We start from the raw sequence: 22,751 nt of genomic DNA, 5'->3' as shown, positions 1-22,751 counted from the left end.
TATTTTATGGATAAAATTACTTTCCTATACCAATGCCCAAACCAGCTGTAACGGCATTGTATTCTCCAATATTATAAGCTCCGTATAATCTAAAGATAGCTAAATGTAAAGAAAATCCTACGCCTGCCCTCATACCTGAAATATCTTTTTGGTTGATTTTGATAGGATCTTTTATAGTTTCTTTGTCATTAACACCAGAACCAGTTTTAATTATATAATCTCCTAGAACACCTACTTCTGTTTTTGCTGTATTATATCCAACACTAATAAATGGAGTAAAAATGGCTAGTTTCTTAGATAAAATAGCATCAACAGTAAAGCCTGATAGTTTTGATTCTACGCGTTGGTTAAGATCTCTACCTTGATTAGGTCCTCCAACTTCATTATCATAATTAACTTGGTCTTCAACTGCAATTTTATAATCTACATTAACTTGATTGTAACCAAATGCAAGTGAAATATCTACAGGGATAACTTTTTCTGATTTTCCAGGCAAGAAAGATGTAATTTCTTTTTTAATACCTACTCCCCATGAGTTTATTTGCCCACCATCCCCAATTTTTACTGATGGTACAAACCTTACAGAAACATCGGTATTTTTGATTAAACCTATTGTTAATTGCACTTGAGGAGAAGGTGCGATATTGTAACCTGTACCTTGTGGCATTTGAAATTCTGCTGCTACATCTCCATTATCGTCTAATACTTCTATGGTAGAAGCAGAATTATCATCACCAAAAATAGTTGGGGTAAAATTACTTTGCCCAGCTTTAACTCTTGTATTTGATAATCCTAAAGAAGATACATCAAAACGTTGGTCTGAGGCAGGAACAAAAGCCCCGGTTGCTTGTATCCTCAAATCAAATCTACCTAAATTCTTTGTTTTGGCAGAGTTAAACCAACCACTATTCATTCCAAAGCCGAAACCTTTAAAAAAAGGATTTAAATAGGCTTGTGCTAGTTTTGTAGCGTCTTCTTTACCTGCTTTTACAAGCTCACCAATATCATCTTGACCTTTAGAAGCAACAGAAATGCTTACGAGAAACAAAGTAAGCATCGTAATTTTACTGATACGTAATAATTTATTCATTTTAGGAGTGATTTAATTCAGTTCCTAAAGTATATCTTTTTAATAAGAAATGGAAAAAAATTAAGTACAAATACAAATTTTTTAGTAAAGTCTTTCATCATGGTTTTTCTTAGTTTTTCTGATAGTACGAACCTTTAGTCAAATGTGATACCATTTTTTTGTAATTGATTGAAAATTATTTAAAAGGTTTAATTTTGTTTATGGATTTTAATGAAGAAGCATCAGAATTAGAGGAGAGCGACTTGTATGAGCATCTTAGAATCAAGGTTGACAAGGGGCAATCTTTACTAAGAATTGATAAGTTCTTGATGCATCGTGTGGAAAATGCTTCAAGAAATCGTATTCAAAATGCTATAGAAATGGCAAATGTACTGGTAAATGATAAACCAGTGAAAGCCAGCTATAAAGTAAAACCAGATGATGATATTTCTATTGTTTTACCTCATCCACCAAGAGATACAACTGTTTATCCGGAAGATATCCCTTTAGAGATTGTTTACGAAGATGATGATGTGCTGTTGGTAAATAAAAAAGCCGGAATGGTAGTTCACCCTGGTTTTGGTAATTGGAACGGTACTTTGGTAAATGCCTTAGTTTTTCATTTTACACAACTGCCACAATTACCCGGAAATGATGGCAGGCCAGGGTTGGTGCATCGTATAGATAAAGATACTTCTGGTTTACTCATCATCAGTAAAAACGAAAGAGCTATGACTTTCTTAGCTAAACAGTTTTTTGACCATAGCATTAGCAGAAAGTATATTGCTTTGGTTTGGGGCGATTTGGAAACCGATGGTACCATAAGCGGTTATATTGGCAGAAGTGCTAAAGACCGTAAAGTGATGGATGTTTATGAAGATCCTGAAAAAGGAAAATGGTCTGTTACGCACTATAAAGTTTTGCAACGTTTTAACTATGTTACTTTAATAGCTTGCGAGTTAGAAACAGGCAGAACCCATCAAATAAGAGCGCACATGAAACATATAGGACATCCTTTATTTAATGATAGCCCTTATGGAGGAGACAAAATTAGAAAAGGGACCTTGGTGGCAAAGTATAAAACTTTTGTAGAAAATTGTTTTCAGATTATCCCTCGTCAGGCTTTACATGCGCAATCATTAGGCTTCATACATCCGGTAAGTAAAAAATATATTCATTTTGAAACAGAATTACCTGATGATTTTAAGCAGGTTATAGAAAAATGGACGAATTATATCCAGCATCACTAAAATCTTATCATAAAAGAAACGTTCAATTTCTAAATTTGCAGCATGGCTAAACGCTTTATCAATTTTAACGGGGAGATTTATCAGGAAGAAGAGAAGCTACTGACTATTGCAAATAGAGGCTACAGGTATGGTGATGGTATTTTTGAAACCATGCGTATGTCAAAAGGAAAGCTAAACTTTGCTGATTTGCATGCCGATAGGTTGCAAAGCGGGATGAAGACTTTGAAAATTGAGGGATATTCTCAATTAGATGCCTACTTTTTAAAAGATAAAACTGAAGAGCTTTGTAAGCGGAATAAGATTGCGCAAAATGCTAGATTTAGGTTAACCATTTATAGAAATGCTGGTGGACTGTATACTCCAGATCAAAATAAAAGTGCTTACAGCTTGGAGATTAGCCCTTTAGATTCTCCTTATTATGATATGAATACGAAGGGTTTAATTTTAGATGTTTATGAGGATATTCCAAAAGCAGTTAACAAATTAGCGAATCTTAAAACCTGTAATGCCTTAACTTATGTGATGGCAGGTTTATATAAAAAGCATCACAAATTAGATGAAGCTTTTATTTTAAACCAACATGGTTTTTTATGCGAAGCTATCAGTGCAAATGTATTTATTGTTTACGAAGGTAATATATATACACCAGCTTTAAGTGAAGGCTGTGTAGGTGGTGTTATGCGCCAAGTGGTTATGAAACTAGCACAAAAAAACAATTTACGAGTTGTAGAAGCACAAATAAACCCCGAGATATTAAATATGGCAGAAGAAGTTTTTTTAACCAACGCTACCAAAGGCATACAATGGGTAATGGGCTTTAACAGGAAAAGGTACTTTAATGAAGTATCAAGGTTTTTAGTAGAAAAACTTAATCAAGAAGTTTAAATCCTAACCAACTAACAACCTAACCAACTAACAACCTAACCAACTAACCACCTAACCAACTAACCACCTAACCACCTAACAATCCAACAACCTAACAATCCAACCAACTAACCACCTAACCAACTAACCACCCACCTAAACCTTAACCCCTCTCAAAAACTCCTCTATCTGCATTCTTTTTTTGCCTTCTAGTTGAATTTCCTTTACAATTATAAAGCCATCTAAGGCAGCAAATTTCAGATATGTTTTACCATCTGTTAAGTATGCGCCTGGCTTTATATTAACTACAGCATTTTCTATCTGGGCAGAGAAAATTTTGAAAGTTTTATCTTGTAAATAAGTAAAAGCAGCAGGGTATGGGCTTAATCCTCTAATATGGTTATAAACCTTTTGTACTGGTTGGTTCCAGATAATTTTACAATCCTCTTTAAAAATTTTGGGGGCATGTTTAAGCACAGCAATATCAAAATCATCTTGTGGTTTTTCCTGATAATTACCTTCTTTAATAGCTGTAACAGTTTCTGTAAGCAATTTAGCACCCACCATCATCAATTCATCGTGTAACTGTCCAGCAGTCATATCATTGGTAATAGCAACTTTCTCAGAGAATAAAATATCGCCAGTATCTATTTCGTGTTTTAAAAAAAAAGTAGTTACACCAGATTCTTTTTCTCCGTTTAAAATAGCCCAATTAATAGGTGCAGCCCCACGGTATTGCGGTAGTAAGGATGCATGAAGGTTTATAGTTCCTAATTTAGGCATATTCCAAACGGCTTCTGGCAACATTCTAAAAGCTACTACAACCTGTAAATCAGCAGCTAGTGCTTTTAGCTCTTTTAAAAATTCTGGAGCCTTTAATTTCTCGGGTTGTAAAATATATAAATGATGCTCTTTAGCATATCTTTTTACAGCAGATTCTTGTATTTTTTGCCCTCTCCCTGCTGGCTTATCAGGTGCTGTAATAACGCCAACAATATCAAAACCAGCTTTTACCAAGGCATCTAAAGATGCTACTGCAAAATCTGGTGTACCCATAAATACGATTCTCATACTTATATTTTCAATTATGTTTTAGTTGTATAATAAATATTTTTTTCTTGTTGCTTTGTATGATTCCAATCCGTTTGCCCAGCTAGCTCTTATTTCTGCTTCTGTTTTGCCGTCTTTAATTTGCTGCATCAATTGAGCATTACCTGCCAGTTTGTTAAAAAATGGGGTAAAGAATTTTTCTTTGTCAGGAAAATCTTGGTAAAGTTGCAATAAGATACCCAAATTAAGTTGGGTTTGATTTTGAATATCCTTTAAAGCTGTATTTCTAAAATCAATACCATAGCAAACCTGATTTTCTAGAGGAGGGTTTTTACTCATCCCAACAATACTTACTGGAGTAAAATTAAATTCATACTTTCCTTTCAATGCCGGATGCCCTAAAACTTGGAAAGGATAAAGCGTTCCTCTACCTTGGCTTATAGCTGTACCTTCAAACATACATAAACTTGGGTATAGGTAAATAGATAAAGCATTAGGTAGGTTAGGAGAAGGTTTTACAGGTAAGGTATAAACCATATCATGGCTGTAATTTTTAACTTTAATAATTTTTAAGTCGCACTTTGCCCCATTGCTAAGCCATTTTTCTCCGTTTACCATTTGTGCAAATTCTGCTGGTGTTAAACCATGGCCAATAGGGATTTTATGCATACCCACACCAGATTTAAATTCTGGCTCTAAAATAGGTCCATCTATCAACTGCCCATTAGGGTTAGGCCTATCTAATATTAGTAGAGGTATTTTATTATCGGCGCAAGCCTGCATCACATAAGCTAAAGTTATGGTATAAGTATAAAACCTTACGCCAACATCCTGTATATCATAAACTAAAACATCTATATTGGCTAAATCTTCTTTTGATGGAGCGTGTTTCTTACCATACAAAGAGATTACTGGCAAACCGGTTTTTTTATCCGTGTAGTTTCCAACTTTCTCGCCAGCATCAGCATCGCCTCTAAAACCGTGTTCGGGACCAAAAATAGCTTTAATATCAACACCTAAACTTTTTAAAGTATCTACTAATGATACTTTATTAATTTCTGCAGTTTGATTGATTACTAAACCTACTTTTTTACCTTTTAAATAGGGTAAATAAGCCTCTGTTTGTTGTGCTCCTGTAAGTATAGTTTTCTCTGTTTGTACATCTTGATGAGTATTAGAGGTTTGATGATTACCTGCCATACAACCGTAAGAGGACAATATGAAGGTTACAATAAGGCTGATTTTATACATAGAATATTAATTAAACGTGTTTTTTTGCGTAAATGGTCGCATATTTGTGGCTTACAAATAAACAAAAAGAATTTTTGAATCTTGCATTTTTTATAGCCAAAAGGCTTTCCTTTAAAGCAGAGCGTACATTTTCTAAATTGATTGTACGTATTGCCATCCTAGGCATAACGCTTGGTTTGTGCGTAATGTTATTGGCTATTGCGATTATGAAAGGTTTTAAAACCGAAATAAGAGAAAAAATAAGAGGTTTTAATGGCGATATTCAAATACTTAAATACGATTTAAATTCTTCTTATGAGAACTCTCCTTTTATTCTGGAGCAACAGCAATTAAACCAAATCAAACAGCTTCCGCAGCTAGCTGTGGTAGATGCTTTTGCAACAAAGCCTGGTATTATAAAAACCCATGACGAGGTAGAAGGTGTTGTTTTTAAGGGGGTTGATAGCACTTACCATTGGGGTAATTTTCAAAAAGTTTTGATACAAGGGAAAGTTCTGGATTTTACAAAACCCAACCATCAACAACAGATTTTAATTTCTGAATTGGTTGCTAAGAAATTAAATTTAAAGGTTGGCGATAACTTTTTGATGTACTTTATTCAGGAATCTTTACGTAAACGTAAGTTTGAAATTGTTGGTATTTACCGTACAGGAGTAGAAGAAGTAGATAAGATTTTTGTTATTGGAGATATGGATTTGGTAAGAAGGTTAAATAAGTGGGATGATAACCAAGTTGGAGGGTATGAGCTAAGAATTAAAGATTTTAATCAGCTTGATGCAAGCAGTTATGATGTTGGAGATGAATTGCCTACCCAGCTTAAAGCAGTTTCTGTAACCACCAATTTTCCCAGTATTTTTGAGTGGCTTTCTTTATTGGATATTAATGCACAAGTGGTTTTAGTTTTGATGTTGATGGTGGCTATCATCAATATGATTTCTGCTTTACTCATCATTATCCTAGAACGTACACACATGATTGGCTTATTGAAAGCTTTGGGCGAATCTAATTGGGGTATCAGAAAGATTTTTCTTTATAATGCGTTTTACCTGGTTGGTTTTGGTATGCTAATGGGGAATATTTTTGGACTAGGTTTAGGCTATATACAACAACAAACCCACTTTTTTAAGCTTGACGAAGCTTCTTATTACATGAGCTTTATTCCTATCCAATTTGAATGGTTAGATATTGTACTCATCAATATAGGAACATTGGTAATTTGCTTAGCCGTTTTAATTATTCCATCTATGTTGGTTAGTAAAATCTCTCCGGTTAAAGCTTTATCATTTAAATAATGATTTGTTTAAGTTTAATCTGAAACTCACACCACTCGAGCCAATTTCTAACCTTTCATTACCTACTGTTCTTAAAGGATATTTGATAAAAGGTTCTATCGCTAAAGAAGTAACATTTTTTACCGGAATATTAATGCCTACAGAGAAATTTAAAGTACGGGCAAGCTGTAAGTTTGAAAATAAGTTGTTATTGTTTTCTTCTTCTAAAACAATGTTATTGGTTTCTACGCCTGTAAAACTATAATTTACAACCGAAATATTATTTAAATAACGCTCGTTTAACAAGGTATAAGAGCTAAAACCGCTACTGATAAACCAGTTTATTTTTTTCGAGCTAGAAGTGTATTTAACCTGTAAAGGAATATCTATACCCACCAACCTGGCATTAGAAAAATTTTGTGTAACTACTGCAGCCACAGCGTTGGTAAAAGCTTTTTCTGTAGCCGTATTATTTTGCTGAGGATTATTACTGATAAAAGCTGCTGTTTGTTTGTTAAGGTTAAAACCAGAGCTTATGCTAAACTTATTAGATAACCTGTACTCAGAAATAATTCCTACAGCCAAGTTTAAATCTTCGTTAACACCCTCTTGTGTAAAATTCATAAAGGTAGAAGCATCTAAACCTAGTCTCATTTTTTTTAAGGTTTTAAATGGTTTAGCAATAGCATTTTTCACATCTCCTGTATAAGCATTTTGTGGTGTAGCAGCTAAAGCCAGTATAGAAGATGTTTGGCCATTAGATGTGCGATGCTTTCTATCAGCCGTAATAACTTCGCTTGTTGATGGAGCAAAATCTACCGGAGTAATGCTATGCTGTGTAAGCTGTGTCATGAGACTGATATTTTTAGCACTAATTTCTACCGGAGAAGCTGATGTATCGTTTAAGAAAAAATAGTCATCTACCACAAAATTGCTTGCCAAAGCCATAGAGGCTTCTGCATGAGCTTTCGGAGTTTTAACAAAAGTTTCTCTTTTCTTTATTTCATTTTCTGATACTTCAATTTGGTTATCCATCGCTATTTCAATTTCTTTTGAAACTGCTTTATCTTTAAGATGAATAGTTTTAGAGGGTTTTTGTATGATATTTTTACCTATTTGAAGAGGTTTTAACGTTTCTTGGTTTTCTATTTGAACCGTGATATTCAACAACCATAGTATCGCCAGTGCAGCAGCCATACCGCTAGGTACACTCCATAATAAAAAGGCTCTTAATTTTTTACGCTTTACTTTTTGTTGATATTTTTTCCAGCCGTCATCAGCCATTTGATCATGGTAAACATCAAATGTATCTTTTATATGATCTCTCAGCTCCTTATCAAATTGCTCGTTCATAATTCAGATAAAAGTGGTTATTTACTAGTTTTCTTAATTTATCTTTCGCTCTAGATAAATACACCCTTGAGCTACTGGAAGGGATGTCTAAAATGTCTGAAATCTCTTCATGCGAATAGCCATCAATCTCATAAAGGTTAAAAATTAACCTGTGTATTTCTGGTAATTCATCCAATAATTTTAAAATATCCTGTGCATTTATTTTAGAAATAATTTGGTTATTGGCTGGTTTCTCTTCGGCATATTCTATATCTAAAACCGTAGAATGTTTAAGATTTTTTCTTCTGCTATCTATGGCCGAGTTTACCACAATTTGTCTAAACCAAGGTTTTATCAATCTTTCATTTTCAAAAGTTTTAATGGTTTTAAACAATTTAATAAAAGCATCATTAACAGTTTCTAAGGCATCATCACGGTTAATACAGTAACGCAAAGAAATCCCCATAGCATAGGCATAAAAGCGCTTATAAAGCATTTCTTGTGCTTTTACATCGTCTTTTCTACATTTTATGATAAGCTCTTGGTCGCTTAAACTGCTATAAGGATGCTTCATTTTTATTTTTCCAGTTTATAAATGTAGCTGGAATTTCCGTTTAATCTAGTGAGTATTAAATATTTATCTTGATTGGTGATTTCAAATGTACCATTGAAAATGAAACTCCAATCAAAATCTGCCGTCCAAAAGTTTTCATCTCTAAAAATAGCTTCATTACCTTCTACACTAAAAGAGCCGCTACCGCCTCTCATGGGCGAGTTTAAACCAGGTATAAAACTATATTTACCGTTTTTCAGTTGAAGTACAAAAGGACTAGGCTCATAACGATAAGAGCTATTTTGAATGTAAAAAACACCTTTATAATCTTTTTCGAGGAGCTCTACCCGGCTGGTTTTTTCACAGGCAGCAAATCCTATAAATAAAACAAGAATAAGACTGAAAACAGTTGATTGCAGATTATTCAAATACATAAAAGCGGTTTTATACCACTACTTACGTATGCTTTCTTCTTACTGATACACCGTTATCAAAGTTTTTTTGCTTCATTCCAAAATACATCCATTTCTGCTAACGACATATCTTTTAAAGATTTGCCCGTTTCTAAAGCTTTACTTTCTAAATATTGGAATCTTTTAATAAATTTTTTATTTGTTTTCTCTAAGGCGTCTTCCGGGTTAATGTCTAAAAAGCGGGCATAATTGATGAGTGAAAACATCAAATCACCAAACTCATTTTCTGCTTTTTCTTTATCTATTGCATGTTTATCTGCAATATTAAATTCGTTTTTAAATTCCTGAAGTTCTTCTTCAACTTTTTCCCAAACTTGGGTTTTATCATCCCAGTCAAAACCTACTCCGCGGGCTTTTTCTTGAATTCTAGACGCTTTTATTAAAGCAGGTAAAGATGCAGGAACACCACCTAGAACAGATTTATTTCCTTCTTTTAGTTTAATTTTCTCCCAGTTTTGCTTTACTTCTTCTTCTGTTTCTGCTTTGGTATCGCTGTAAATATGCGGATGTCTGTTAATTAATTTTTCACAAATACCATTTAACACATCAACGATATTAAAATCATTAGTTTCTGAGCCTATCTTGGCATAGAAAACCAAATGCAACATCAAATCGCCCAGTTCCTTTCTAATTTCTTGCATGTCTCCTTCTAAAATAGCGTCAGAAAGTTCGTAGGTTTCTTCAATGGTTAAATGCCTTAAGGTCTCCATGGTTTGCTTTTTATCCCAAGGGCATTGAGATCTTAAATCATCCATGATAGCTAATAACCTTTCAAAAGAAGTTGCAGGACTGTGCTGGGTATCAAATACGTTCATGGTTTAATACTTGTAAGTTAAACCCACTCCATACTGTTTAATAATAGTTTGATGGGTAGGGTGAAGCGCAAAAGGATTTCTAGAAAATAAATAGGTGTCTAATTGATGACTGCCTTTTTTAAAGTTGTAAGCTAAATAAAGATTTTCTAACCTTATGATTTTTTCCTCAACATCAATTTGTCTTGTTGGGCTTGATAGAGAAACTGTTTTATAATTAAAATCAAAACCGTAGAGCATATTAATTCCCAAATTGAAATTTTTATAGTTTAAACGATTGTTGAAGCTTCCAGTTTTATAATCATCAACCATATTAGGTTGAGGGATATAATCTGCGTCACTCTTACTATTATACCAATTAAAATTTAAAGTAGTATTCCATTTAAAATTAGAATTTTCAAAAATTACAGACTCTAGGTTAATGGATTGCAATACACTAGAGTTGATTAAAACATTTGGAATATAGACGATTTCAGAAAATCCTGGTAATAAAATATTATCTATAGTAGGATATTCAAATTTCGACCAATTATAGGTTAAAGAGTTTTTTTTGTAACTAATTTTTGCTGCTGCTTGGTAATAATCTAAATTACTTTCACTTTTTTCGAATGGAACTAAAAAGTTATAATTCAAATTTATAGGGCTTGTAATTAAACCTCTAGATACTCCTGTCAACTGAGGATTATTGTTTAAAGTAATATTTCTGAAATAAGATGAGTTTAATAAGATTTGCAAATCTTTCTGTTTGATAGGATAAAAGTCTAGACCAATAAATGGTGTAGGTGAATTTTTTTTATAGGATGGATTATTTTTGTTAAAATCAAACAGCCATGCATTTCTAAAAGCTAAAAGGTTTTTATAGTTAATTTCAAGATATGGTGTTAAGTAGGATGATTTGAAATTTGCTGTGGCTGAATCTGAACCTCTAGATGATAAATTATTATTGAAATAATTAGTAGTGCTCGTGTTTTGATCATAAGAGTTTTTTGCAAGCTCTAAATCTATAGCTGTTAAAATGCTAAATAAATTCGTTTTTTTAGTGTATGATAAATGATTTCTTAATCTTAATGATTCAAGTTTGGCATCTTCTAAATATAAATTATTTGAATTATAGTTTGTCATTTGAGAAAATCGCTCAATGTTTATATCAAATGCTGATTTATTATAACCTAAAGAAAGTAAGTTTTGGAAACCTATTTTGCTTTTGTACCTGATATCAACACCATTTTGAAATAAATATTGTTTACCTGTGTTTTTTGATATACTGGTTTGAGAGTAATCAAAGTTGGAAAGATTACCTTGGGTATCTTGTTCTTGTTGAAAATAAGCGCTATTGAGGCTAATATCAAAATTCTTATTTAATGAATATGAAAATAAAACATTTGCCAGGGGTGAGCTTATCGAAGGCAAACTAGAAGTAAAGCGTCTTCTGTTGTTAACAAGGTTACTATTAGATAAACTAGTAAATTCTGGGTTCTTTTGTTTACTAAAAGCACCAGATATTTTGAATGTAATTTTATCTGACGAATAATTTAAAGAAGAATAGTACTGCTGGTTAAATTCTAAACGAGTACTATCTTTAGAAAAATTAGAATACAAAGATTGAGTTGAAGTAAAAGGATTATTAAAAGCAAATAAACTCTGCGGTTTTCTGTTTTCATAATCTTTAAAAGATAGTTGAGTAGAAAAGTTACCTGACCACCCTTGTCTTTTTTCCTTTTTAATTTTAATGAGAAAGATTGGCCTACTTTGTGTATTCCCAAAAAGAACTCTAGCACCTAGATTTTCAATTAAGCTAATGCTTTCTATATCAAACAAACTATAAACCGATATATTATTCATGATAGAACCTTCTACAAGATATAATGGTTTAAAGTAGGGTTGTGTAGTTATATTGCCTAAGAAAAATGTTTTAATGATATCATCAATATTATCAATAGGTAAATTTCTAAAATCTTTACTTTCGATAGTTTTGGAGATAATTAAATCCTGATTTAGAGTTAATCGCCCGACATCTAGCCTAGAAGTATCCTGAGCAAATAAGAAGGAGCTACTAAAAAGTAGCAAAAAAAGTAGATGTTTCAACTATAGATTTTTTTGTAAATATAAAATTTTAACAAGAAAAATGAAATATTACGGTATAACCTTTGATAGCTATAAACTATATCCACAATTTATGAAAAACATGAACCAAGAACCCATTCATCTAAAAATAAGATTAGATGGTGAAGAAACTCAGCTGAATGCTAAAAAAGAGGAAACTACTGATGGAATTAGTTTTTTTAAAATAGAACAGCAAGGTAAACTCATTACGCAAATAAGAAAAATAGATAACGAGTGGGAACAGCTTTGGGGCGATTTAAATCAACAACACATTGATGAAATAGGTACAGCATTGGATAGGGAGGAAGATTAGTTTATAAAGAATATAGAAACCTAAAATAGAATGTCTCAAATCACCACTTTATGTCAGGCTGAGCGGAGTTGAAGCCTTTTTTGAGTATATAAAAGAACATTTCGACTCCGCTCAATGTGACAAATGTGATTTTTAGGACAGCTTCTTTTAAATTTTATCTGTTGAAAAAATCAACCCCAAGTAGGAAACTGTGTTTTATTTAAATCTAAAGCGGTAATAGTGGCCATATCAGCTTTGCTCAGTTTAAAATCAAAGATGTTGAAGTTTTCAATGATATGTTCTTTTTTAGAACTTCTAGGGATAGCAACAACACCTCTTTGGTAATGCCATCTTAAACTTACTTGTGCGTTGGTTTTATTATATTTTTTGCCAATTTCAGCTAAAACAGGGTTGGTAAATAGTCCGTTTCTACCTTGTGCAAAAGGTGTATAAGCTTCCATTTGTACCTTATTTTGTTTTGAATCTTTATAAGTATCTACCTGATGGAAAAAAGCATGAGATTCTACTTGGTTTACCGTAGGGACTATTTTAGCTTCTTTCATAAAATCAGCATATTGAGCAGGTGTAAAATTACTGAGGCCAATAGCTCTTATTCTACCTTCTTTATAAAGTTCTTCCATCATCTTCCATGAGCCTTTAAAATCTCCTCTTGGGCGGTGGATGAGGTATAAATCCAGATAATCAGTACCTAGTTTCTTTAATGAAGTCTCAAAAGCAATTTTAGATTTTTCATAGCCAGAATCGGTTACCCATACTTTTGAAGTGATGAAAAGTTCTTCTCTTTTAATTCCGCTTTCTTTAATAGCTGCACCTACGTATTCTTCATTTCTATATAAAGTAGCAGTATCAATTAGTCTATAACCTACAGCAAGTGCCTCCTCTACGCTTTGCTGACATACAGATTCTCTTAATTGAAAAGTGCCAAAACCAAGTACTGGCATGAGAACGCCGTTATTAAGCTTTACATTTGGCACCAACTTATTTTTTTGAGGAGGGTTTACAAAACCGTATGTATCATCACTTAAAAAAGGAAGCATTAAGGCAGAAGCAGCAAACAATGCACTTTTCTGAATAAAAGCTCTGCGTTGTATATGATTTTCTTTTTCTTCTTTCATGTTAGTCATCAAATTGGTTCATAAAATAATTGATTTGCTTGTGTGAGCAATAACAAATCAATAGGCAATTTATAGCAATTCTATATCAAACCGTTATACTTGATGAGCAATAAGATATGGTAGATTGGCATTTTTTTCTATTGATTGATTTTGTATCAGTCACCAGTTCTAAGTTCTTTTTCGATTTCATTAGCCTTCTGCCTTCCGCCTTTAGCCTTCCGCCTTTAGCCTTCCGCCTTTAGCCTTCCGCCTTTAGCCTTCTGCCTTTAGCCTTCTGCCTTTAGCCTTCCGCCTCTTCAGCTTTTCACAGCTCTTAACATCTCACGCTTTCCAGCCGCTCCAGGGGCTTTTTCTATTTTCATGTTAAGTGATTTCATGATGCGTTTTAAATCGCCAGTGATGGCATAAGTAACAAACACACCACCTGGTTTTAAAAAAGAAATGGTTTTAGTGATGGCTTCTTTGGTCCACATTTCTGGTTGGTTAGAAGATGCAAAAGCATCAAAATAAATCACATCAAAAAGTTGTGTGCTAGAGAAGTTTTCTAGTGGAATAGGTGCAATATGAAGCTCACAAAATTCATTTAAAGCAACAGGCTTTTGTAAAGCTTCATCATATAATTTGGTAAACATCCCCCAGGTATTAGCAGATACAATTTCTTGGTAAGCTGTTTCTTCAATCAAACTTAAATTAAGTGGATAAGCTTCGATACCTACATATTGGAGCTTTATTTCTTTGCCTTTACAAAAATCAGCAGTTAGTAAGAAGTTTAAGCCTGTACCAAAACCAATTTCTAATACAGAAACTTCTGTATGTTGTTTATCAGCCAGATAATAACGTAAACCAGAATTTAAAAATACATGGTTACTTTCTTGTAAAGCACCGTTTCGGCTATGGTAATTTTCTTTGATAATAGGATGATAGATGGTTTTAGAACCATCTGCTGTAGTAACAACTGTTAGCCTATCAGGCTCTAGCATATAACAATGATATTTAAATTAAAAAACTTTTGTGCCTCTTGATACCCATTTAGACCATTTCTTATTGTAGGTATGTACCTCAGAAGTTTGTACACCGTCTGATTTATATACAGGATATCCCTGATTGACCCATTCAAATATACTTCCATACAAATTAAAAACATTTTTATACCCGTTTTTAATAAGTTTTTCTCCTATTTTCTCGCTTCTATAACCTACAGAGCAATATACAACTATTGTAGCATCTTTTGGAATATCGTAAATATCTCGCATATCAAACCAGATATAACCTACATTTCGAGCGTGTTTTAAATGACTAACTTCAAATTCTTCTTTTTCTCTGGTATCTAATAAATACACATTCTTTAGCTGTTTTAAAGAATCAACAGTAATGAGAGGTACATGATGACTGTAAATACTATCCAGCATTTCTTTAAATTCAGGGTTTTTTATTTGTGCTGATATAGACTGTGGTAAAGCCAACAGAAGTAAATAATAAATTTTTTTAAACATCATAAATTAACGCTACGACTCATATTTGCGTATAAATATACGGAAGCAAATACATTTTTGTTTGCCTGATGGCACAGGATTTTAATTTTAACTCCAAATAAAAAGCCGTTTATGAAATAGCTAAACTATATCATAAACGGCTTAAATAGCAAACACTTTGATTACCAGATTTTTATTCTATTTTCTGGCGCTTTATAAAGTTTGTCTCCTGGTTTCACATCAAAAGCAGTATACCATGCATCCATATTTACCAAAGGTCCAATAGTTCTGTATTCGTTTGGCGAATGTGTATCTACAATAATTAGCTGAGCTGCTGTTTCTGGTAAAGAACTACCTCTCCACACTTGTGCCCATGCTAAGAAAAATCTTTGATCTGGCGTAAAACCATCTATTTTAGTATTTGATTTTCCTTGCTCGGTCATTTTAAACGCTTCATAAGCAATATTTAAACCACCAAGGTCGCCAATATTTTCTCCCAAAGTTAATTTACCGTTTACTGGGATGGTATCTAACACCCTGTATTGATTAAATTGTTCTACCAAATCAGCAGATTTTGCTTTAAATCTTGCTAAATCATCTGCTGTCCACCAATTCCGTAAAGCTCCATCTTTATCATACTGGCTGCCAGAATCATCAAAACCATGAGACATTTCATGCCCAATAACAGCACCAATACCTCCGTAATTGATCGCATCATCTGCATTAGGGTCAAAGAATGGGAATTGTAAAATACCCGCTGGAAATACAATTTCATTCATCACTGGACTGTAATAGGCATTTACCGTTGGTGGTGTCATTCCCCATTGTGTTTTATCTACTGGTTTTCCTAATCTGCTTATCATTTTGTTATAAGCCCACTCGCCAGAGTTTCTAACATTTTGGAAGTGCGTATTTGGTTTAATTACTAAGCCATCATAAGTTTCCCACTTATCGGTATAACCAATTTTAGGTGTAAAAGCATGTAATTTATCTAATGCTTTCACTTTGGTTTCTTCGCTCATCCAATCTAAAGCTTTAATTCTTTTTTCAAATGCAATAGAAAGGTTGTTTACTAGTTCTTTCATTCTTGCTTTAGCCTCTGGCTTAAAGTGTTGCTGTACATATAATTGTCCTAGCAAATCACCAATGGTACCATCAGTTAAAGAAGACATTCTTTGCCAGCGTGGCGTTTGTACTTTTTGGCCGCTTAAAACTCTTGAATATTCAAAATTTGCCTTTACAAAGTCTGAACTGAGGTGTGAAGCAGCATTTTTAATGATATTCCACTTTAGATAAGTTTTTAAATCAGCAACAGCAGTTTGGGTTAATAAGCTATCAGCAGATTTGAAAAATTTAGGATTGCTTACTAAAATGGTGTCCTCTCCCTGAACTTTCATTTTTGCTAATAAATCCTTCCAATTTAGGTTGGGTGTGGTTTTAGAAAAATCTGCAACAGCAAACTTATTGTAAGTTTTATAAGGGTCTCTCATTTCTAAACGGCTCATTTGTGCCGCAGCGAATGATTTTTCTAAATTAAAAATAGTAGCAGCATGTTTTTTGGCTTCTTCTGCCGATGAACCTGTAAGTGTAAATAGCTTTTGTACGTATTGGTTATAAGCGTCTCTTATTTTTACACTTCGAGCATCATCTTTAAGGTAATAATCTCTATCAGGTAGGGTAGTGCCACCTTGGCTTAATTGAGCTACCATTAATTGTGGGTTCTTCCTATCTTGACCAATATAAAAGCCAAAAACTGGCGAAGCTATACCTTGTGTACGTAAAGTAGCAATAGCATGAATGATATCATTGGTGCTTTTTAAGGCGTCTATTTTAGCTAAATCTGCCTTTATTGGATTGTAGCCCAGCTTTTCTATGGTTATACTATCCATAGCGGCTTTGTAGAAATCTCCAACTCTTCTTTCTGGCGAGCCAGCAGGAGCGTTAGTTTTGGCCGCAGCATTATTTAATATGGTTTTTACGGCATTGATGTTGAAATCTCTCAATTCGTAAAAACTACCCCATCTGGTTTCTTTAGCTGGAATAGGATTATTTTTAACCCAAATACCATTGGCATATTGTGCAAAATCATCGCCTGGCTTCACACTAAAATCCATATTGGCAGGGTCAATAAATTTTTTTACTTCTTTTTTGCTCTTGTCATCAGAGCTTTTGGGCTCTGTAGCAAATAATGTTAAGGCAGCCATACTTAATCCTATGGCTGATAGGGCAATGCTGAATTTCATAATTCTGTTAGTTAATTAGCTGACTAAATTTACCTTTTACACCAACAAAATGTTTAAACATCAATAATTTTGTTACTAACGATTAAACCAGTTATAAATAAATCTTAAACCTGTTTTAGATAAAAAGGCATCAAGAATGTGTGTATTCATTCTTATTTTCATGGTGATACAAGATTATACAACTATTAACTCATGATACATAAAAATATTGTTACAAGGATGAATAGGCGTTAAGAATTGATGAATAGCATTTGCTGATGATATAAATCTCATAAGAAACCGTATTTTTGCGCTTTATTAAGATTTCCGTAAACATAATATGAGCATTTCTAAAACCTATAACCCAAAAGAGGCAGAAGCAAAGTGGTACCAGTATTGGCTAGATCATAAATTCTTTAAATCCGTTCCGGATGAGAGAGAACCTTACACTATAGTCATTCCTCCGCCAAATGTTACTGGGGTTTTACACATGGGGCACATGCTTAACAATACCATCCAGGATGTATTGATACGCAGAGCCAGAATGAAAGGTAAGAATGCTTGTTGGGTACCAGGTACAGACCATGCCTCTATTGCTACCGAAGCTAAGGTTGTTGCCATGCTTAAAGAGAAAGGCATCAACAAAAAAGATATTTCTAGAGAAGAATTTCTGAAATACGCTTACGAGTGGAAAGATAAATACGGAGGCATCATCTTAGAGCAATTAAAAAAGCTAGGTGCTTCTTGCGATTGGGATAGAACAGCCTTTACCATGGATCCTGCTTTGTCTGAAGCCGTGATAGATACTTTTATCCATCTACATAAACAAGGACTTATTTACCGTGGTGTTAGAATGGTAAACTGGGACCCGAAAGGTTTAACAGCCGTTTCTGATGAGGAAGTTATCCGTAAAGAGGTAAATCAGAAGTTGTACTATATTAAGTATGCTTTAAGTCCACAGTCAGCGGACGGCGGTCAGCAGACTACTGACTTACAATACTTGATTATTGCAACTACGCGTCCAGAAACCATCATGGCTGATGCCGCCATTTGTATCAATCCAAATGATGAACGTTACAGTCATTTAAAAGGTAAAAAAGTCTTTATCCCACTAATTAATAAAGAGATTACGGTTATAGCCGATGAATATGTGGATATGGAGTTTGGTACCGGATGTTTAAAAGTAACGCCAGCACATGATTTAAACGATTATGAATTAGGTATTAAACACCATTTAGAGGTTATTGATATTTTAAATGATGATGGTACTTTAAACGAAAAAGCACAAATTTTAGTAGGCGAGGATAGGTTTATCGCTCGTAAGAAAATAGCTAAATTACTAGAAGAAGCAGGGCATTTAGAAAAAGTTGAGGATTATAAATCTCAAATAGGTTTTTCTGAACGTACCGATGCAGCCATAGAACCTAAACTTTCTATGCAGTGGTTCTGTAAAATGGCAGAAATGGCTGGCCCGGCTTTAGATTATGTAAACAACGGTGATATTAAGCTGATACCAGACAAATTTATCAATACCTACCGCCATTGGATGGAGCATGTGAAGGATTGGTGTATTTCTCGTCAGTTGTGGTGGGGCCAGCAAATACCGGCTTGGTATGCGCCTAATGGAGAAGTTGTGGTTGCTAAAACAGCCGAAGAGGCTCTAAATCAGTTTAAAAATCTAAAATCTGAATTTGTAAATCTAACATTAAACGATTTAAGGCAAGATGAAGACGTGGTAGATACCTGGTTTTCTTCTTGGTTGTGGCCAATATCGGTTTTCGATCCAACGGTTTGTGGTCATCCAGAAGCTAAAGGAAATGCCGATGTAAATTATTATTATCCCACCAATGATTTAGTTACAGCACCTGAGATTTTGTTTTTCTGGGTAGCTCGTATGATTATGGCCGGCCACGAGTTTAGAGGCGAAGTACCTTTCAAAAACGTATACTTAACAGGTATTGTTAGAGATAAAATAGGCAGAAAAATGTCTAAATCTTTAGGCAACTCGCCAGATCCATTAGATTTAATAGCGCAATACGGTGCCGATGGTGTACGTGTAGGAATGCTTTTATGCTCGCCAGCAGGTAATGATATCATGTTTGATGAATCATCTTGCGAACAAGGAAGAAACTTTGCTAATAAAGTATGGAACGCCTTTAGATTGGTTAAAGGTTGGGAAGTTGATGAAACTTTACCCAATGTAAATGAAACTACCATAGCTTGGTTTGACAGTCGTTTTAATGAAGCTTTAGCAGAAATAGAAAGCAATTTTAACCAGTACCGCTTATCAGAAGCATTAATGGCTTCTTATAAATTAGTTTGGGATGATTTCTGTGCTTGGTACTTAGAAATGGTAAAACCAGCTTATCAACAACCTATTGATGTTGCAACTTATAAAGCTACTGTTGCTTATTTTGAAAACATTCTAAAGCTATTACATCCGTTTATGCCTTTCTTAACAGAAGAATTATGGCATGATGAGGTTTTTGGAGCAAGAGCAGCAACAGATTGTTGTATCATTGCTCAAATGCCAGAAAGTAAGGCTGTAAATGCGCAGTTATTGAAAGAAATAGAGGTGGTAAAACAAGTGGTATCAGAGATTAGAAATATCAGAAATACCAAACAAATTTCGCCTAAAGAAGCTTTAAACTTGGCTATAAAAGTAAGTTCTGATATCAATTTCGAATCTTATAAAGCTATTATTGCTAAGCTGGCAAACATCAGCGAAATATCTTATACGCCAGATAAATTAAGTGGTGCTGCTTCTTTCTTAGCTGGTAGAGACGAATTCTTTGTTCCTTTAGCGGGAAATATAGATGCCGAAGCAGAAAAAGAAAAAATCAATAAAGAAATTGTTTATTTAGAAGGCTTTTTAAAAGCTGTTGATGCTAAATTGAGTAACGAGCGTTTTGTGCAAAATGCAAAACCTGAAGTAGTAGCTAACGAGCAAAACAAAAAAGCCGATGCCGAAGCAAAAATCAAAATATTAAAAGAAAGCTTAGCGGCTTTTTTATAGTAGAAAGTACAGCGTAGAAAGTATAAAGTAGAAAGAAGCAATCCATTAAAATAAGATTGCTTCTTTTTTTGGAATTAAAAGTTAAAAGTTAAAAATTCAAAAGGAAAAATTCAAAAACCTTTAAGAATGCCTAAAATGATATTCAACTGGTAACAGGAAACCAAAAACTGGCAACTGAATTTAAATCAATCAATAGGGAAATTCAAAAGGAAAAGATCAAAATCTATCAATCTCTCATTCAAAAATCAATCCTTCAATCAATATAAATGTCAATCTCTCATTCAAAAATCAATCCTTCAATAAATACAAATGACATTGCTTCTTCATTCCTCATCGCAACGACCTAACCACCTAACCAACCAATGCCTAATGAACTACTCCCTAACCACCTAACGACCTAACCACCTAACAAACTAATGCCTAATGAACTACTCCCTAACCACCTAACAAACTAACCACCTAACAAACTAACCAACCAACAACCCATCTATATGGTTAACAGGTTTTAATTCTTCTATATGATTTCTTAAAAATTCTTTGATTTCCCAACGCTTCGTATCGCACCTTACATTGTCTAAACCCACGCGATAAGTTTCTCCGTTTTGATGGTGAAAAATAATAGCGTTAAACCGAGTTTCAAAACCTCTTAAAGAAGTAAAAGACAACTTTAAATCTTGTTGCTCGATACCCGAGTTATCTTTTATCAGTAGAAATTCATTTGTGATTAAGATAAATTGGTTCTCCTCAATCTTGAAGATGTAATAGAGGTGAAATACCAATAAAGTCACAATTGGGCTAATGGTGTAAACCAAATAAGAAAATAAATCCTTAATGAGCACCTGATTAAAAAATAATAAGCTGGTAATAATACCAATGTTGAGAGTCGTGAGATAGATTAAAATTTGATGCTTAGAAAGCTTAGTTTCCTTGCATTTGATGTAAATTTTATCACTCATGATTTATTGTTTAATTACACGTTTATACGGAGTGATTCCATAAAGGTTATCCTCTCAAATAAAAAATCAAACGGGATAAATCATTATTTATTCCTATAAAAAGGCAGTTCTTCTAAGAATTGATAAGTCTGGTTCACGTAATCCATCCTGCAATAAGCATGTGTAATACCATTGGTAACCACCAAATAATTTACCTGATGAATCATGTTATATCTAGCAGCTTGGTCAAAAACATCCTGATTTATTTTTACATGAGTAGCCTTACATTCTACCAAAACATCGGCTTTACCATCTTTATCAAAAACAACAATATCAGTACGTTTTTTTAATTGATTTAGGTTTAAACCTCCCTCTAATTTGATTAAGCCTTTTGGATATTTTTTTTGGATGATGAGATATTGCACAAAATGCTGCCTAACCCACTCTTCTGGTGTTAAAACCAATTGCTTTTTCCTTAGCTCATCATAAATAAAAAGCTGCTCTTCTTTTTGCGTAAGCTTAAAAGGGTAGGGCGGAAGGTTTAAAGGTATAGGTTTAAACATGCTGCTAAATTAGAACGAATTTTAAATATGCTGAATTATTTTGATGATTATAGCTAATTTCGTTCATCATGACGGCAGAAGAAATCATCAAAGATATTAAGACTAGAAAGCTAAAACCTATTTACCTTTTGCATGGCGAGGAAAGTTATTATATAGATTTAATTGCTGATGCGCTAGAACAATATGTCTTGTCTGATGCCGAAAAGGGCTTTAACCAAACCATTTTATATGGTAAAGATACAGAAGCTATACAGGTGATCAATGCCGCTAAGCGTTACCCTATGATGAGTGATTATCAATTGGTTTTGGTAAAAGAAGCGCAGGAATTGAAACTAGATAAAGCTGCTGATCAGTTTCAAGCTTATTGCGAAAAGCCCTTGCCTAGCACTATTTTAGTGCTTTGTTACAAGTATGGAAAGTTTGATAAGCGTAAGAAAGTTTATAAAGTTTTAGAGAAAACGGGCTTAGTTTTCGAATCTAATACCATTTACGATAACAAAGTTCCAGCTTGGATAGAAGATTTTATCAAAAGCAAAAAGCATCATATCAATCCTAAAGCATCAGCACTTTTAGCAGAATATTTGGGTAACGATTTAAGCAAAATTGCCAACGAGCTAGAAAAATTAATGCTGAATGTGCCGCAAGGACAAGAAATTACAACCAAAGAAGTTCAGGATAATATTGGTATCAGTAAAGAGTATAATGTTTTTGAGCTGCAAAATGCTTTAGCCAGAAAAGATGCTTTAAAAGCCAATCAGATTATCAATTATTTTGAGGCTAATCCAAAATCGAACCCTATTGTATTGGTGATGGGTAATTTAAATACATGGTTTACCAAGATTTTGAAGTATCATTATGTTCAAGATAAATCGCAATTGGTCAAAGAACTAGGTGTAAACCCTTACTTTGTAAAAGATTATGATTTAGCTGCTCGTAACTACAACTTAGGTAAAACATTTCAGGTGATTTCTTTATTGCGAGAATACGATTTGAAATCTAAAGGGGTAGAGTCTACTGGCAATACAGAACACGGCGATTTGATGCGTGAATTGGTGTGGAAGATATTGCATTAATTGAGCTTTTTTAG

At 33.7% G+C, this 22,751-nt stretch carries 20 protein-coding genes; 6 read left to right on the top strand and 14 right to left on the bottom strand.

All coding sequences use genetic code 11. From position 1 onward, the window contains the following. Positions 1-16 precede the first annotated feature (16 nt). Positions 17-1,090: a DUF6588 family protein gene (locus tag H510_RS0100910; RefSeq protein WP_026902581.1), complete on the bottom strand. Its 1,074-nt coding sequence runs from the start codon at positions 1,088-1,090 to the stop codon at positions 17-19. Positions 1,091-1,290: 200 nt separating this feature from the next. Between H510_RS0100910 and H510_RS0100905 the strand changes: the two genes are divergently transcribed. Both H510_RS0100905 and H510_RS0100900 read left to right on the top strand, forming a co-directional pair. Further along, a complete protein-coding gene (locus tag H510_RS0100905; RefSeq protein WP_026902580.1) occupies positions 1,291-2,319 on the top strand; it encodes an RluA family pseudouridine synthase in 1,029 nt (342 codons plus the stop codon). A gap of 42 nt (positions 2,320-2,361) precedes the next feature. Further along, positions 2,362-3,204, top strand: a complete 843-nt coding sequence (locus H510_RS0100900) for an aminotransferase class IV (RefSeq protein ID WP_026902579.1) — start codon at positions 2,362-2,364, stop codon at positions 3,202-3,204. Positions 3,205-3,339: 135 nt separating this feature from the next. On the opposite strand, the gene fmt is transcribed toward H510_RS0100900, so the two are convergent. Both fmt and H510_RS0100890 read right to left on the bottom strand, forming a co-directional pair. Further along, positions 3,340-4,254 (bottom strand): methionyl-tRNA formyltransferase, encoded by a 915-nt coding sequence (gene fmt, locus H510_RS0100895; protein WP_026902578.1) that lies wholly within the window; start codon positions 4,252-4,254, stop codon positions 3,340-3,342. A gap of 21 nt (positions 4,255-4,275) precedes the next feature. Continuing rightward, complete coding sequence (locus H510_RS0100890; RefSeq protein WP_026902577.1) at positions 4,276-5,484, bottom strand: exo-beta-N-acetylmuramidase NamZ family protein; 1,209 nt, start codon at positions 5,482-5,484, stop codon at positions 4,276-4,278. A 74-nt stretch (positions 5,485-5,558) separates the two neighbouring features. Here H510_RS0100890 and H510_RS0100885 point away from each other — a divergent pair, with 74 nt between their 5' ends. Beyond that, the gene (locus tag H510_RS0100885; protein ID WP_026902576.1) at positions 5,559-6,776 is read left to right on the top strand and encodes an ABC transporter permease; all 1,218 of its coding nucleotides are present in this window, start codon (positions 5,559-5,561) and stop codon (positions 6,774-6,776) included. Here H510_RS0100885 and H510_RS0100880 read toward each other — a convergent pair. From H510_RS0100880 to H510_RS0100860, 5 genes are read right to left on the bottom strand one after another with little or no spacing between them, the layout of a single operon-like run. Beyond that, a complete protein-coding gene (locus H510_RS0100880) occupies positions 6,765-8,108 on the bottom strand; it encodes a porin family protein (RefSeq protein WP_026902575.1) in 1,344 nt (447 codons plus the stop codon). The two genes, H510_RS0100885 and H510_RS0100880, sit on opposite strands and share 12 nt — an antisense overlap. Next, a complete protein-coding gene (locus H510_RS0100875) occupies positions 8,092-8,661 on the bottom strand; it encodes an RNA polymerase sigma factor (protein WP_026902574.1) in 570 nt (189 codons plus the stop codon). The genes H510_RS0100880 and H510_RS0100875 overlap by 17 nt, the downstream gene beginning before the upstream one ends. Positions 8,662-8,663: 2 nt before the next feature. Beyond that, the gene (locus H510_RS19420; protein WP_155977761.1) at positions 8,664-9,074 is read right to left on the bottom strand and encodes a hypothetical protein; all 411 of its coding nucleotides are present in this window, start codon (positions 9,072-9,074) and stop codon (positions 8,664-8,666) included. A gap of 56 nt (positions 9,075-9,130) precedes the next feature. Further along, positions 9,131-9,928: a nucleoside triphosphate pyrophosphohydrolase gene (mazG, locus tag H510_RS0100865; protein ID WP_026902572.1), complete on the bottom strand. Its 798-nt coding sequence runs from the start codon at positions 9,926-9,928 to the stop codon at positions 9,131-9,133. 3 nt (positions 9,929-9,931) lie between these two features. Next, positions 9,932-12,010 (bottom strand): TonB-dependent receptor, encoded by a 2,079-nt coding sequence (locus tag H510_RS0100860; protein ID WP_155977760.1) that lies wholly within the window; start codon positions 12,008-12,010, stop codon positions 9,932-9,934. A 40-nt stretch (positions 12,011-12,050) separates the two neighbouring features. Between H510_RS0100860 and H510_RS0100855 the strand changes: the two genes are divergently transcribed. Next, the gene (locus H510_RS0100855) at positions 12,051-12,341 is read left to right on the top strand and encodes a hypothetical protein (RefSeq protein WP_026902570.1); all 291 of its coding nucleotides are present in this window, start codon (positions 12,051-12,053) and stop codon (positions 12,339-12,341) included. A 170-nt stretch (positions 12,342-12,511) separates the two neighbouring features. Here H510_RS0100855 and H510_RS17990 read toward each other — a convergent pair whose 3' ends face one another. The 4 genes from H510_RS17990 to H510_RS0100835 form a co-directional block, all read right to left on the bottom strand. After that, positions 12,512-13,456 (bottom strand): aldo/keto reductase, encoded by a 945-nt coding sequence (locus H510_RS17990; protein WP_026902569.1) that lies wholly within the window; start codon positions 13,454-13,456, stop codon positions 12,512-12,514. Between the two features lie 296 nt (positions 13,457-13,752). Then, on the bottom strand, positions 13,753-14,436 hold the full coding sequence (gene mnmC2 / locus H510_RS0100845; RefSeq protein ID WP_026902568.1) for a tRNA (5-methylaminomethyl-2-thiouridine)(34)-methyltransferase MnmC2: 684 nt from the start codon (positions 14,434-14,436) through the stop codon (positions 13,753-13,755). A gap of 18 nt (positions 14,437-14,454) precedes the next feature. Continuing rightward, a complete protein-coding gene (locus H510_RS0100840) occupies positions 14,455-14,952 on the bottom strand; it encodes a rhodanese-like domain-containing protein (protein ID WP_245584768.1) in 498 nt (165 codons plus the stop codon). 158 nt (positions 14,953-15,110) lie between these two features. Then, positions 15,111-17,171 carry a M13 family metallopeptidase gene (locus H510_RS0100835; RefSeq protein WP_026902566.1) on the bottom strand — a complete coding sequence of 687 codons (2,061 nt, stop codon included), beginning with the start codon at positions 17,169-17,171 and terminating at the stop codon, positions 15,111-15,113. A gap of 319 nt (positions 17,172-17,490) precedes the next feature. Between H510_RS0100835 and H510_RS0100830 the strand changes: the two genes are divergently transcribed. Next, the gene (locus tag H510_RS0100830) at positions 17,491-20,166 is read left to right on the top strand and encodes a valine--tRNA ligase (protein WP_026902565.1); all 2,676 of its coding nucleotides are present in this window, start codon (positions 17,491-17,493) and stop codon (positions 20,164-20,166) included. Positions 20,167-20,633: 467 nt separating this feature from the next. Here the strand turns inward: H510_RS0100830 and H510_RS0100825 are convergent, their stop codons facing one another. Together H510_RS0100825 and H510_RS0100820 are read right to left on the bottom strand one after the other, a co-directional pair. Continuing rightward, complete coding sequence (locus tag H510_RS0100825) at positions 20,634-21,122, bottom strand: hypothetical protein (protein ID WP_026902564.1); 489 nt, start codon at positions 21,120-21,122, stop codon at positions 20,634-20,636. A gap of 83 nt (positions 21,123-21,205) precedes the next feature. Next, complete coding sequence (locus tag H510_RS0100820) at positions 21,206-21,664, bottom strand: type I restriction enzyme HsdR N-terminal domain-containing protein (RefSeq protein ID WP_026902563.1); 459 nt, start codon at positions 21,662-21,664, stop codon at positions 21,206-21,208. Between the two features lie 68 nt (positions 21,665-21,732). Here H510_RS0100820 and holA point away from each other — a divergent pair, with 68 nt between their 5' ends. After that, the gene (gene holA / locus H510_RS0100815; RefSeq protein WP_026902562.1) at positions 21,733-22,737 is read left to right on the top strand and encodes a DNA polymerase III subunit delta; all 1,005 of its coding nucleotides are present in this window, start codon (positions 21,733-21,735) and stop codon (positions 22,735-22,737) included. Positions 22,738-22,751 lie beyond the last annotated feature (14 nt).

Origin of the sequence: Pedobacter glucosidilyticus DSM 23534, from assembly GCF_000425145.1 — a bacterium.
In the GTDB taxonomy this organism is placed as follows: Bacteria; Bacteroidota; Bacteroidia; order Sphingobacteriales; family Sphingobacteriaceae; genus Pseudopedobacter; species Pseudopedobacter glucosidilyticus.
Note: the sequence above shows the minus strand (reverse complement) of the source record. Positions and strands in the feature narration are given on the sequence as shown.

Excerpts from the sequence above, each read along its gene's own strand:
- H510_RS0100910 (WP_026902581.1), bottom strand. The coding sequence starts at position 1,090 with ATGAATAAATTATTACGTATCAGTAAAATTACGATGCTTACTTTGTTT.
- H510_RS0100905 (WP_026902580.1), top strand. The coding sequence starts at position 1,291 with ATGGATTTTAATGAAGAAGCATCAGAATTAGAGGAGAGCGACTTGTAT.
- H510_RS0100900 (WP_026902579.1), top strand. The coding sequence starts at position 2,362 with ATGGCTAAACGCTTTATCAATTTTAACGGGGAGATTTATCAGGAAGAA.
- fmt (WP_026902578.1), bottom strand. The coding sequence starts at position 4,254 with ATGAGAATCGTATTTATGGGTACACCAGATTTTGCAGTAGCATCTTTA.
- H510_RS0100890 (WP_026902577.1), bottom strand. The coding sequence starts at position 5,484 with ATGTATAAAATCAGCCTTATTGTAACCTTCATATTGTCCTCTTACGGT.
- H510_RS0100880 (WP_026902575.1), bottom strand. The coding sequence starts at position 8,108 with ATGAACGAGCAATTTGATAAGGAGCTGAGAGATCATATAAAAGATACA.
- H510_RS0100875 (WP_026902574.1), bottom strand. The coding sequence starts at position 8,661 with ATGAAGCATCCTTATAGCAGTTTAAGCGACCAAGAGCTTATCATAAAA.
- H510_RS19420 (WP_155977761.1), bottom strand. The coding sequence starts at position 9,074 with ATGTATTTGAATAATCTGCAATCAACTGTTTTCAGTCTTATTCTTGTT.
- mazG (WP_026902572.1), bottom strand. The coding sequence starts at position 9,928 with ATGAACGTATTTGATACCCAGCACAGTCCTGCAACTTCTTTTGAAAGG.
- H510_RS0100855 (WP_026902570.1), top strand. The coding sequence starts at position 12,051 with ATGAAATATTACGGTATAACCTTTGATAGCTATAAACTATATCCACAA.
- H510_RS17990 (WP_026902569.1), bottom strand. The coding sequence starts at position 13,456 with ATGAAAGAAGAAAAAGAAAATCATATACAACGCAGAGCTTTTATTCAG.
- mnmC2 (WP_026902568.1), bottom strand. The coding sequence starts at position 14,436 with ATGCTAGAGCCTGATAGGCTAACAGTTGTTACTACAGCAGATGGTTCT.
- H510_RS0100840 (WP_245584768.1), bottom strand. The coding sequence starts at position 14,952 with ATGATGTTTAAAAAAATTTATTATTTACTTCTGTTGGCTTTACCACAG.
- H510_RS0100835 (WP_026902566.1), bottom strand. The coding sequence starts at position 17,171 with ATGAAATTCAGCATTGCCCTATCAGCCATAGGATTAAGTATGGCTGCC.
- H510_RS0100830 (WP_026902565.1), top strand. The coding sequence starts at position 17,491 with ATGAGCATTTCTAAAACCTATAACCCAAAAGAGGCAGAAGCAAAGTGG.
- H510_RS0100825 (WP_026902564.1), bottom strand. The coding sequence starts at position 21,122 with ATGAGTGATAAAATTTACATCAAATGCAAGGAAACTAAGCTTTCTAAG.
- H510_RS0100820 (WP_026902563.1), bottom strand. The coding sequence starts at position 21,664 with ATGTTTAAACCTATACCTTTAAACCTTCCGCCCTACCCTTTTAAGCTT.
- holA (WP_026902562.1), top strand. The coding sequence starts at position 21,733 with ATGACGGCAGAAGAAATCATCAAAGATATTAAGACTAGAAAGCTAAAA.